The 12,012-nt window shown below is 59.7% G+C and carries 11 protein-coding genes; 6 read left to right on the top strand and 5 right to left on the bottom strand.

Annotated elements, in window-relative coordinates:
• Positions 1-171: 171 nt before the first annotated feature.
• The 3 genes from EI293_RS20535 to EI293_RS20525 all read right to left on the bottom strand — a co-directional run bounded on the left by EI293_RS20535 (position 172) and on the right by EI293_RS20525 (position 3,282).
• Positions 172-1,122, bottom strand: a complete 951-nt coding sequence (locus tag EI293_RS20535; protein ID WP_125440432.1) for a replication initiation protein — start codon at positions 1,120-1,122, stop codon at positions 172-174.
• A gap of 916 nt (positions 1,123-2,038) precedes the next feature.
• Positions 2,039-2,515 carry a hypothetical protein gene (locus tag EI293_RS22170; protein ID WP_170170469.1) on the bottom strand — a complete coding sequence of 159 codons (477 nt, stop codon included), beginning with the start codon at positions 2,513-2,515 and terminating at the stop codon, positions 2,039-2,041.
• Positions 2,515-3,282 (bottom strand): ParA family protein, encoded by a 768-nt coding sequence (locus EI293_RS20525; RefSeq protein ID WP_170170468.1) that lies wholly within the window; start codon positions 3,280-3,282, stop codon positions 2,515-2,517. The genes EI293_RS22170 and EI293_RS20525 overlap by 1 nt, the downstream gene beginning before the upstream one ends.
• A gap of 891 nt (positions 3,283-4,173) precedes the next feature.
• On the opposite strand from EI293_RS20525, the gene EI293_RS20520 reads away from it, so the two are divergent.
• From EI293_RS20520 to EI293_RS20500, 5 genes are all read left to right on the top strand, one after another.
• Positions 4,174-4,689 carry a BfmA/BtgA family mobilization protein gene (locus EI293_RS20520; RefSeq protein WP_125440429.1) on the top strand — a complete coding sequence of 172 codons (516 nt, stop codon included), beginning with the start codon at positions 4,174-4,176 and terminating at the stop codon, positions 4,687-4,689.
• A 49-nt stretch (positions 4,690-4,738) separates the two neighbouring features.
• Positions 4,739-5,770 (top strand): DUF5712 family protein, encoded by a 1,032-nt coding sequence (locus EI293_RS20515; RefSeq protein ID WP_125440428.1) that lies wholly within the window; start codon positions 4,739-4,741, stop codon positions 5,768-5,770.
• Positions 5,771-5,806: 36 nt separating this feature from the next.
• Positions 5,807-8,062: a type IV secretory system conjugative DNA transfer family protein gene (locus tag EI293_RS20510; protein ID WP_125440427.1), complete on the top strand. Its 2,256-nt coding sequence runs from the start codon at positions 5,807-5,809 to the stop codon at positions 8,060-8,062.
• A gap of 79 nt (positions 8,063-8,141) precedes the next feature.
• Positions 8,142-8,414: an antitoxin VbhA family protein gene (locus EI293_RS20505; RefSeq protein WP_125440426.1), complete on the top strand. Its 273-nt coding sequence runs from the start codon at positions 8,142-8,144 to the stop codon at positions 8,412-8,414.
• On the top strand, positions 8,414-9,793 hold the full coding sequence (locus tag EI293_RS20500) for a Fic/DOC family protein (protein WP_125440425.1): 1,380 nt from the start codon (positions 8,414-8,416) through the stop codon (positions 9,791-9,793). Before EI293_RS20505 ends, EI293_RS20500 begins: the two co-directional genes overlap by 1 nt.
• Before the next feature lie 14 nt (positions 9,794-9,807).
• Here the strand turns inward: EI293_RS20500 and EI293_RS20495 are convergent, their stop codons facing one another.
• Entirely contained in the window at positions 9,808-10,011 is a 204-nt protein-coding gene (locus EI293_RS20495) for a hypothetical protein (protein WP_125440424.1), read from the bottom strand.
• Positions 10,012-10,182: 171 nt separating this feature from the next.
• Here EI293_RS20495 and EI293_RS20490 point away from each other — a divergent pair, with 171 nt between their 5' ends.
• Complete coding sequence (locus EI293_RS20490; protein ID WP_125440423.1) at positions 10,183-11,049, top strand: DNA/RNA non-specific endonuclease; 867 nt, start codon at positions 10,183-10,185, stop codon at positions 11,047-11,049.
• Positions 11,050-11,162: 113 nt separating this feature from the next.
• Here the strand turns inward: EI293_RS20490 and EI293_RS20485 are convergent, their stop codons facing one another.
• Positions 11,163-11,873 carry a hypothetical protein gene (locus tag EI293_RS20485; RefSeq protein ID WP_125440422.1) on the bottom strand — a complete coding sequence of 237 codons (711 nt, stop codon included), beginning with the start codon at positions 11,871-11,873 and terminating at the stop codon, positions 11,163-11,165.
• Positions 11,874-12,012 lie beyond the last annotated feature (139 nt).

Below are 12,012 nucleotides of genomic sequence, written 5' to 3'. Positions count from 1 at the left end.
GCTTCACAAAAGCTACCAGGGAAGAAGTCATATTGTATACCCGAACGGGTGTAGAGATAACCACGCTAACGAGCTTTATACCCGAAAGGGTATAAAAAGCACGCATCCTATACCGCTCAGAACCTATTGCTTAAATGGGCGGGCTTGTTTTTCCCTTCGAACAACCGTCGGTTACCGCAGGCCGCAGATTTTCAGGAATAGCCCGCCGGGGTTCTTTGTCGCCTTCACCTTATCAGTTTTCAGCTGGTAGGTAAACTTGAAGAGCTGATCCAAGTGCTTAGGGTCAGCAAGAATGGTGGCCACTAGCTGGGGCTGAGTGATGCCCAGCATTTCCAGGCTCTGCCGGGCTGCGTGGACGCGGGCGTCCTCGGCCGGCTGCTCAAACGGGATGGGCAACTGCTGGGGCTGCTGGCGGGCAATGGTGAAGCGCACCGCGTCGTAGGCCCGCCCCTTCTTGACCAGCTCATAGTCAATCTTGAGGTCGGTATGCTCGCTAACCTGACGCACGGCGATGTCGAGCACCCGGGCCTTGAGCTGGCTGATGTTCTGAAACAGCTCCGGCTCCTTGCCCTTCGGGTCCTTCAGATGCAGCATCTGTTTGAACTCGTCCAGCGGATACGTGCGCGTGCTGGTCTTGTCCTTCCACTGGCTTACCAGCTGGTAGATGCGCTTGGCGTACTTGCTGCTCAGCTTCAGGGCCGAGTGCAGCTGGTAAGAGGTAAAGTTTTCCTTGAGGTTGAACAGGAAGGGCCGGATGGGCGCTGCCAGCTGAATCTGCAGGCAGCCTTTGCCCTTGATGTACTCCACCCGCTGAAACATCCACAGCTGCTGGTAGGTGCGCTCATTCTCCACTTCGAACATGCGCGAGCCCATGTCGGCAGTCGCCTCGCGCAGCTGCTGGTAATTCCACTGCCGCCCGGTCAGCGCCTCCACGTCCTTCACGTAGATGGTGTACTCTTGGTCGGCCGTGTCGTCCCGGCGCAGCCGGGAGAGCAGGTAGAAGAAGATGTCCAGCTGGCAGGCAGTGTAGTCGTAGCGGGCCTGAGTGATGGCGTTATGTTGGCGGACAACCGGAACCGGAGCTGGCTCGACAAGTACAACGGCAGTATCTTCAAGCTTCATAGACTAGGACATAAGAACGCGGGGACAAAGCAAATATAAGCGACCGGAAGCTAAAAAACCACAGTGGTAGTTGGACGTGGTTTTTGGCTTATAAAACGTGGTGGTTAGACTTATAAAACGTGAGAGTTCACTTATAAAACGTGGTAATAAAAGGTATAAAAAGTGGTTTTACGCTTATAAAAAGTGGTTTTATGCCTTTACATACTATTGATTATCAAGTACTTGTGAGCCCTACAAATAGACAAGTAAAAACAAATAAACTCACAAAGGTTGTTGATGCGCATTCGGAATAGCTTTTAGGATGGTGGTCCAAACCCCGGGCCAGAACAAACAAGAAAACAACAAAAAAAGAAGGCTGACCTAACGACCACAGGGATTGCACTTTTCTAAGCGGTCACAGCATATTACCCGCTTAAAACCACGTTTCATAAGTTACTGTAGTTGCGGCAGAAGCCATGGCTACTCATGGACCTGCACCACTTTTTATAAGCCATATCAACTTCTTTCAGGGTAGAATCAGTTGATACTAACTTTGTACTAACTTATGACTAACAACGAATTACCACGTTTTATAAGTCACCTAGCTCCTGAAGAGGGCCAACTAGCACGTTTTATAAGCGAAACCCTAGCTCAGCAATGGCAGTAAAGCCTCGGTTTTGCCCTTCCGGAATGCCGTTTTAAGCCACTCAAGTAAGGTTATTTGGATTTTCAGCGTCGGTTGGCGTCCCGCGGGCCGGCAGGCTCCAGCGCCAAGCTTTGGGAGTAAAGCTTATAAAATGTGAGAGATGGAATGCCCACCTGGCAACAGCTGAACCCAGCAAGCAGCTGACTGACTTCTCCCCTCCCCCACCGCCCAAAATGAAAGCCAGCCCCCAAGGAGGCTGGCTTTGTTGGTTCAATTCTTTCTACCCCTCCCCTACTTGGCCGGCGGCAGCTTACCGGTTTTGCGTAGGTGCGCGTCGTAGTGCCGGTGGGCGGCTTCTAGGTAATTTTTGATGGTGGTGGGCGTGTCCGGGCCGGGTGTGGCCAGCAGCAGGCTCATCTTAATCTCCTGCACCACGGATTTAGCGATTTGAACCGTGTGCAACGGCACTTCGGCCTCCGGTGCGGACGAGGCTGCCGCGGCGGGCTTCCGTCCCCGTGTGGAGGCGCGTACAGGCGCAGCCGCCGGGGCTACCGGTGCTGCAGCGACTGGCGCGGGTGCCTCTACCGGAGCGGACGCCGGGGCTGGGGCAGCAACTGTGGCCGGCGCGGCAATGGGCTCTACCGGTGCGGGCGGCGCGGTGGCCGTGCGGGTGGCTTCCCCTCCCATCCCAGCCCGGGCCTGCTGGCGGGCTTCTTCGGGCACTTCAATGCGGCGGCGCGGGGTGATTTGTGGTTTCTCGAAGGCCATTATTTCGCAGAGGTTGAAGCGGTGGATACAGAAGCGCCCGCCGTGGCGCGGCGGTCGGGCAGGCCCAGGCGCTCGATGAGCTCCTCGCACACGCGGCGAATTTCGTCGCTGGTGTCCTTGGTGCCGCCGGCGTAGCGGGCCCAGGCCGGGTTGAGCAGGCTGTAGAGCGTCGAGGCCCGGGTATAGGCCTTGCGGTGACCCAGGTAGGAGTTGAAGCGCGAAAGGCCCAGCCCGTCGATGTAGTCGTCCATCTCCTTCTCCTCCCGCTGCCCCGCCACGCGCTTGGTGGGCAGGCCGTAGTACTGAAAGTCAATCTGCGCGTCGTCGGCCGCTTTCTTAATGGCCTCCAAGATGGTCATAAACTCGGCCGTGGAGGCCCGGTCCAGGTAATCCGATACCAGGGGCACAATCACCGCGTCGCAGGCCGTCAGGGCGTTGAACACGTCGTCCCCGTCGGCCCGGCCCGGCACGTCGATGATGATGAGGTCGTAGTTGTGCTCGGGGTTGTCGATGAAGTCGAAAATTCGATTCAGCTGCCAGGGGTACACGTCGTAGGGGTACTGGGCGTCGGGGTTGGCTTCGCGCAGCTTGGCGAAGTTGGCCGCGTCGACCTGCTCGCGGGTCTTGACGATGCTCTGCTGGTAGTCGCAGTCGAGAACGGCGATGCGCAGGCCGTACTCGGTGGCCAGCGGAGCGGCCAGCACGAGGGCGAGGGTGGATTTACCGGAGCCCCCCTTCTGGGTGGCAAAGCTGATAACCTTGGACATAGTTGGTGCGGGGTTGAGGTCGGGAGTAGAGGCCGGTTGCGACGACCAGCGGGACGATGAGTCAAATGTAATAGAAAAGCAGAAACACAGAATCACTCTTTTGCTGATTAGCAGAAATGTTGTTATGCAAAAACGTAGATAAACAATTCTGCTAATCAGTTTTTCAACATAAATACAAAACAACAGAAAAGCAGAAAAACAATACAACATTACCACAGACTAACAGAAATTCTGTTCTGCAAAACTGTGTAGCTGTAGAATAACAAATCTGTAGACCCCCCCCCAAAAAAAAAGAGGTATTGTCGATGCTGACAACAGAAATACAGAAAAACAGATTTGCATAAAAGCAGAAAATGCTGTCTTTGCCTAATTGCTGTTCGTGGGTGTGGAGTTGCAGAAAAACAGAACAACAGAAAAGCAGAAGATCGATGCTACCGCTGCTGTACTGCTGTTAGGTTCAGTTTGCCTATAGCAACAGAAATACAGGATTGCAGAACTACAGGGAGAAGGTTCGGAATTGAGAACTCACGGCTTGGCTCTGAAAAGCAATTCGGAGACCCTGAGCCAAGGCCAAATCAGTCCGCTTGGCCAGTTGCCGAAACTATAAGCAGCGGTCTAATACGCTAACCACGGAGCACGATAGAACAGGGCGGTAGGTGAAAAAAGCACCAGCGGCTAACACGGCGGTACAAAGCTGCGTACTAGCTTATCACTAACTTTTTGCTAACCGTAGAATAGTCTTAGCAAGAAGAACAACCCAATACCGTGGCTAACGCACTAGTCTTGAGTAGTTTATAAACCAGCAGAGCTGATTTGTGGGCCATGGTAAGGTAAGTGGCTGATTTAAAGCAGTAAAGATGGCCCACAAGGCTGAAAAATGGAAACAACACGATGAGCACGGAGCTACGCAAGCGGGTCACCTTGGACAACAATGCCCACCGGAAAGCCGAAGCGGCTGCTAGGGAAGTCGGCGCCAGCCTGAACGTGTACGCTAGCGCGGCGGTGGAATACTTTGCTACCCGGGGCCTGGACCCGCGCGAGACCGAAGCCCGCGAGGGGCAGCTCATCATGCAGCAAATAAAAAAGCTCGGGGACCGGGTATTCGAGTTTATGCAGGAGCAGGAGCGTACGCTGCTCACGCCCATGCTGGAGGAGATGCTGCGCACGCGCATCACGCTGGAGCGGGTGCTACGGCTAAATGAAATCCTGGTGGGCAACCTCAACGCGCAGCTGGAAACGCTCAGCGAGGCGCAGATGCAACGGCAGCAGCAAGCCCTGCAGCTGCTGCGGCAGCGTAACGAGGAGGCCGTGGAAAAACAGGTGCGAGAAGCTCTGGAAGCGGCTCGAAAAGAGGTCCCCGGTCAGCGCAGCAAGCCGGCCGGATCGGCAGCAGGGCAGGAGCAATAGCCGGGAAAAGTCCCCACGATATACGCGAAAAATACCCTTCTATTCCCGGATGTACGCCAAGTTAATCAATCCCAAGACCCACGGCAAAGCGGCCTATACCAATACCGGCAGCTGCGCGCAAACGCTCAATTACCTGCAGCACGAGGCGGTAGGGGAGGGGCGGGAAGCGGCCTTTTTCACCTCGGAATCCGACGAGATTAGTGCCGGGCAGCTGCTGCACACCATCGACACCAACGTGAAAGGGCTGCGGGCGACGGAAGCTAAATTCTACTCCCTGGTGCTGAGCCCGAGTGAGCAGGAGCTGGCTCACATCGGCAGCGACCCGGACAAGCTCCGGGCGTATACCCGGGAGGTGATGCGTCAATACGCGCAGAACTTCGCCCTGCCCGGCGGCCGGCAGCTGGGCCCCGAGGATATCAAGTGGGGTGCCATCCTGCACCAGGATCGCACCCACCGGGGGACCGACCCCGAGGTAGTCGCCGGCACTGCTAAAGTTGGAGAGAAGCGGGCGGGGCTGCAGGCCCACGTGCACGTCATCGTCAGCGCCCGCAACGCGGAGCAGCAGCTTACCCTGAACCCCGGCGGGCGCCGGCAGCGGTTTGATCTGATGCGCTGGCAGGAAGCTGCCGGCCGGCAGTTTGAGCGACAGTTCGGCTACGTGGCTCAGGCCCATGAAAAGCTGCGGCCAAAAGCAAGAGAAAGAGACACCACACACGATGCCGGCCGGCTGGACAAGATTGCCGGGCGGGTGGCGCGCATCAACCTGTTGGTACCCCCGGAGCAGCGGCTGGCGGCTGAGCAGGTGCAGGGCATTGCCGTCAGCCGGCAGTTTGACAAGACCTTTTACCGGATGCTCAGCCGCGTGGAGGAACGGGCCCGCGACGGCCGTCCCATTGACAATGCCGTGCAGCTGCTGACGACCGGCCGGGAGCAGGCTTTCACGCCGCAGCGCCAAGCGGCTACGGCCCTGCACGCGGTGCAGCGCCTAGTGCGAAGCACGCCGGCAGGCCAGGACGAGCGCACCGAGCACGTGGCCGAAAAGCCGGGGCGCCGCAGTGCGGAGCTGGACATCGAGATGTAAGCCCGGCCCATTCACTATCCACCTTTTTACCTTCGGATGAACAGTCAACCACCCCGGCCCGCGGCCAATACGCAAAACATATTCCTGCTGCTGGGGCTACTGCTGCTGAGCCTGCTGGCCGGCGAATGGTACTTGCTGCAGCGCCCGGCCGAGTTGGCGGCCGCCCGCGCCAGGCAGCGCCAGGAGCACGAGGCCCCTGTGCTGACGCCCACGCAGCGGCTGGCAGCGCGAATGGTTGTCATCAACCAACAGCGCGCCGAAGCCCGGCGCCAGCGGCTGCAGCGGCAGACCGCCCCGGTAGTGGGTAAGCCGGCCGCCGGGCTGGTCACGGCCACTGGCCGGGCCGGCGACCAGCTGGTCAGCAGGGGAGGGGCAGCTGCGGTAAGCGTAGGCAGCGCCGGGCCGGGGGTTAAAGCCAGGCTGCTGGTCAAGGCCGGCCGGTTCTATGACGCCGCCGGCATCTATTTGCGGGGACTGTTGCTGCTCGTTGCCATCGGACTGGTATTCGGGCAGGCAGCGCCCCAGCGCAAGCCCGGACAGGCCCGGCGCAAGCCTTTGCGGCCCGAGGCCGTGCGCATCGTGACAGGCAGCTGCGCGGGGCTGTTTCTGCTCGGTGCCTATGTGCTGCTGACCATGGCCACGTACGGCCCGGATTTTATCCGGGTGGCGTACCCCGGTGCGGCGACGGTGACGCTGGCCTGTGGCTTCATGGTAGGGCTGCTGCGGGCCATGACGAAGAGCCCGGAGTTCGGGCTGAGCGTGGAACGGAAGAAGCTGGAGACGCCGGATGGGTTCAATCTGCCCACGGAAGGGGGCGGTTGGGTGAACGTACCCAATCCCTACCGCGGCATGCTGGTGCTCGGGGGGGCCGGAGCGGGTAAGACTTACTCCATTGGGGAGCCGGTCATCGAGCAGCTGGCGGTCAAGAACTTTGCCGGGCTCATCTACGACTTCAAGTTTCCGGTGCTGGCTGAAGTGGCCCAGAAGGCGCTGGAGCTGGCCGGGCGCCGGCAGGATCCGCCGCGGCTGATGCCCAATGGGGAGCCCGAGCCGGCGGTAATGCTGCACGTCATCAACTTTCGCGACCTGACCCGCAGCGAGCGGGTAAACCCGCTGCGGGCCGAGGACATGCCCGTGGTGGCCTTTGCCGAGGAGTACTCCCGGGCCATCATCAACAACCTCAACCCGGCCAGCATCCGCAAGATGGAGTTCTTCGACATCAGCGCGGTGGCCTACCTGACGGGCATCATCTGGTTTTACAAAAAGCACTTCCCGCGCTACTGCACCATTCCCCACGTGGTGGCCACGGCCGTGCACAAGGACTTCAAGCACGTGCTTTCGATGCTGGAAACCGACCCGGAGTGCGCCGGCATGGTGCGCAGCATCGTGACGGCCGTCGAGCAGCGGGCCGAAAAGCAGGTGGCCGCTGTCGTGGGCACGCTGCAGGTGATTCTCAACCGCATCAACTCCCCGGAAATCGTGTGGGTGCTCACGCCCGACGAGGAGAAAGGGGAGGGGTTCTCGCTCAACCTAAACGACCCTAAGCAGCCCGCACTGCTGTGCATCGGCAACGACCCCACGCTGAAGGAAACCTTCTCGCCCGTGGTCAGCTGCATCATTACGGTGGCCATCAAGCTCATGAACCAGCAGCACAAGCACCGCAGCTACGTCTTCCTGGACGAGGCTGCCACCGTCTACGTGCCGGGCTTGGAGCTGCTGCCGGCCACGGCCCGCAGCAACAAGGTGGCCACCATCTACATGACCCAGGATCTCGCTCAAATGACTGATGCCTATGGGCCTGAAAAGATGAAAGTTATGGTCTCCAACCTCAATAACCAGTTCTTTGGCAAGGTCAACTCGCTGGACACGGCCAAGTTCATCTCCGAGCTCGTGGGCCGTGAGGACAAGCAGATGCACAGTACCAGTACCGGTAAGAGCCAGGGCGGGGCCGGCAGCCACGGCAGCCACAGTTCGAACCTGAGCACCAGCTACCAGGAGCGCAGCCTAGTGCGGGTGCAGGATGCCATCAGCCTGCAGCAGGGGGAGTTTATCGGGCAGACGGTGGAAACCGAGCGCACCTTCTTCCAGGGCGTCATCTCCCGGGCCGACGCTACCCAGGAGCGATTTCCGCTGCACCCCGTGGCCACGTTTGGCACCGACGAGGAGGACAGTGCCGCCGCGTTGTCGACGGTAGTGCAGGAGAATTACCGGCGGATCAGCCAGCAGGTAAGAGAAACCCTGGCCCTGCATGTAAACACCTTAGCAGGAGGCACAAAGAATGAGGTCGAATAGCCTCAAAAACCCCGCAAAAAGCGACGTTTAGCCCCTTTTTGCTGTTGAGTAAGTACCTCAGTATCCAACCCCCAGACCCATGATGAAGAGCTTTTTTACGCCCGCCCCGGCCGGCCTTGACCCGGAGCAGATGACCGCCCGCCATGAGCGCGAGCGGCACGCCAACAACTCCATTGCCATCCTGATGAGCAACGGACCTGCACCCAGCCCGGAAGCGCTGGCCATCATGCAGCGACACGTGGACGGGGAGATCAGCATCGAGGAGGCCATTAAGCTCACCGATGCCATGCTGCTGACCCGCTACCGGCCGGAAGCCGGGTCTGCTACCTCAGAGGCAAACCCCGCGCGCTGATGGTAGCCGGCGACCGTTTCAGCGACGAGAACGGAGTACGGATCAACCGGCTGGGCATTACCGATCCCCAGCAGCTGGCCCAGGCCGAAACCGACTCCTCGCTGCTGCGCCTGCAGCGGCTCAACCTGCAGGGCGGTATTCCTGGCGGGCGCTACGACCACGCCCACCTCAAGCAGGTCCACCAGAAGCTATTTGAGGGGGTTTACCCGTGGGCCGGCGAAACCCGGGCCGACCGCGAGTTTCAGGGGCACAAGCCTACCTACGTCACCGGCTTTAAGGAGACGATGACCTATGCGCCCTATAAGGAAATAGAGCCGCGCCTGAACGCCATCGGCGAGCAGCTGGGCAAAGAGAACTACCTCAAAGGGCTATCGGAAGAGAAGTTTGCCGAGCGTGCGGCCTACTACCTTGACCAGTACAACCACACCCACGCTTTTCGGGACGGCAACGGGCGTACACTGCAAGCCACGTTTGTGCAGCTGGGCAAGGAAGCCGGCTACCAGGTCGACTTTGCCCGCATTGACCCGGCTACGCTCAATCGGGCCCGTGACCTGGCCATGGTCCGTCCGCATGCGCCCGAGGAAGCAGCCAAGAACTTGCAGGCGCTGAAGGCCATGTTTGAGCAGGTCATCAGCCCGGCGCCGGGACTTGAAGCCGAGAGGGTGCGCGACCCCAGCCAGGCGCGGCCCCTGACGGGCTTATCCCCGGAGATGAAAGCTATGGATACCCGCCGCGAGCTGGAAGTGACGGGCTACCGGGTGATGGACATAGTAGCCAACATGCCCGGGGCGGGCAATTACGAGAAGGGCGTGGCGGTGGGTAAGGGGGTAGAGGCGACGAACCTAAACCCCACTGCGATTCAGGCCCACTTATCGCAGTTTGAACAGGCGGCGGAAAAAATTGCCAGGCACCCCGCCCTGCAGGGGCCGGATGCCCGGCAGGACCAGACCGATGCCCGGCGCTTTCGGGAAGCAGCCGGTCAGGTAAGCGCAATTGCCCGGCAGCAGGGACTGGAACAGCAAAGCCAGCGGGCAACTGCGGCCGAAGCCCCCACTCATGAGCGAGCCCAGGCCGCGTTCGGGGTGGCGGCCACGCAGCTGGCCCGGGCCCTGCGGGAGCACGGGGAGCCATTGGCGGCCGCGCGCCTGCAGGAAACAATCCGCCATGTGGACCGCAACCCCTACCTGGGAGGATTAAATCGCGAGAATGTCGGCCGGGCAATCGAAACGGCCGAAAGGCTGCCCGCGCTCCACAACAGTCGTCCGCTGGAGGAGCTGCGCCAGGCAGTGACTGTACTGCAGCTGCCACTCCCGGCAGCCGAGCGACAATCCGCCGGCCCGGCCCGGGCCGACCGGGGAGCGGAACAGCTGGAGCGGTGAGCCGGCCGGCTGCCTCAATCCAGCCCCGGCAATCGAACCCCACCAACAAAGTCCAGCAGCTCGTCGGAGCTGGTGAATGCCCGGAGCCGCGCGATCTCGTTGCGGTGGGTGTCGTAGTACAGCTCAACGAATACCCCACCGGGGAGCAGGTACAGGTTGACGCCGTCTTCTTCCTCCCACCGCCGGGCCAGGTAGCGGCCCTGGTCATATACAAGCACTAGTTGTCGCTCGTAGGGCAGGGCGTTGAATTCAGCTAAGTCAGGGTTAGGGCTGGCTAAATACGCACAATGACCTTGAAATTTTGCCCTCTCCTCCCGGCGATACCCTAGGATTCAGGTAGCGGGCTCTGCTGATGAGAGGCTGGAAGAGCCGTATTTTACTTTTGTATGATGTTAAAGAATTTTCCACTCAGCCGCTGGCTGTTTTCCCTGATACTGCTCGGAGCCGTCTCCTGTCAGACATCCCGGGACCCCGCCCCGTCAACCCCCGCCACCGCGGTGCTGCCGGAGCACCTGACGCTGGGCAACCCTAGCGGAGCAACCGCGGATGCCAGCCAGCCCACAAACTACCTGCTGCTAAAGCCGCAGTTCGCGCTGTCCTACCACCGGGATCAGGGCAAGCCGAACTGGGTGAGCTGGCACCTGAGCAGCGACTGGCTGGGCAGTGCCGCGCGGCAGGATGACTTTCGCCCCGATGCCGAGTTGCCGGCGGGCTGGTACCAAGTGTCGGCCAGCAGCTACTCGGGCTCGGGCTTTGACCGCGGCCACAATTGCCCCTCGGCCGACCGCACGCGGACGGTGGCCGATAACTCGGCCACGTTTCTGATGACCAACATGATGCCGCAGGCCCCGCGCAACAACCAGCAAACCTGGGCAAACTTGGAAGATTACTGCCGCACGCTGGTAGGCCAGGGCAATGAGCTCTACATCATTTGCGGCTCGTATGGGCGGGGAGGAACTGGCAGCAATGGCTACCTGACGACCCTGGATCAGGGGCGGGTAACCGTGCCGGCGCGCTGCTGGAAGGTGGTCGTGGTGCTGCCCGTCGGGACAGATGATGCCGCCCGGGTGACTAGTGCGACGCGGGTGATTGCCATCGATACCCCCAACGACAATAGCCTGAGCACGAACTGGGGACAGTACCGTACCAGCGTCGACGCTATTGAAGCAGCAACGGGCCTAGATGTGCTTTCGGTAGTAGCTCCTGCCGTGCAGCAAACGGTGGAAGCCCGCACGGACAACGGCCCGACCAGTTGAGCAGGCGGCAGATCGCCGGATAACATGAATCAGCTGAAAGGTCAGCTGCACTGTTATGACCGAAAGTCATATCCTTGTCCTGACATCAGCCTTCTGAAGTAGTCACCGCTTTATCACCTTCTCCTCCTCCCAAACAGGGAGCGTCTCCCATAGCGGGCTTCCGCTTTGTCAAGCGCTTCTTCTGCTTTGTATGACTCCGCAGGGGGTGGATACCGCATCCGCAGCAGATCATCCAGGAGATAATCCGGCGCATGAAAAAAGACATCCAGACCGATGGTCTCCTCAAAGCGGGCTCGCTCCCTCAGCTGGTGCTGATACGCGTTGAAATACCCGTGTTCTAGGTATACAAGCACTGTGTAGTGGCCCTCGGTGAAATCGTGAATGATGCTTTGGACATAGAACATGGTCTCACCAGTCACGGCCCGTAGGAAATCCAGCTGCAGCTGTTCACCCACCCGGGGCGTTAGGGGAAGGCGGCAACTGAAGGTCTGCGAGGCCCGCCGGCCAGTCAAGATGAGTTGGTGCTCTACCTGCTTGAATACTACGGCATCGGCATCGCTTTCCAGCAGGTGCAGGAAGGCCGCATATAATGCGTCAAGCCAGCGGCGGTATTTGGAAGGTGAAAGGCCTAGGTCCTGCTGTAGTTTTTTGCCCGTGGGGACCTTCGCGTCGCTATCAAGAGTGAACAGGGCTTTAGCCAGAAGCTGCCACTCAGCATTCTGCTCAGCAAGGCGGCGCAGCACTTCGGGTATTGTTACCAGGTCACGTGTCATATCCTCCGACTTCATCGGGGGCGTTTCTTCCGGCTGATAGGATTTAGGCATGGCAAAGCGGAGTTAGAGCGAATTCCAGGTTTGTGTACAGGTTTTAGTGTAGATTCCGTTGATGAAAGCCTACTCCACCGACTTGCGTGAACGTGTGGTGGCCGCTTGTCAGCAAGGCGGCCGCACAATTGGCGAAGTG

The sequence above is a fragment of the Hymenobacter perfusus genome, assembly GCF_003944765.1.
In the GTDB taxonomy this organism is placed as follows: Bacteria; Bacteroidota; Bacteroidia; order Cytophagales; family Hymenobacteraceae; genus Hymenobacter; species Hymenobacter perfusus.
The sequence above is the reverse complement of the archived record's forward strand: the minus strand, read 5'-3'. Positions and strand labels throughout refer to the sequence as shown.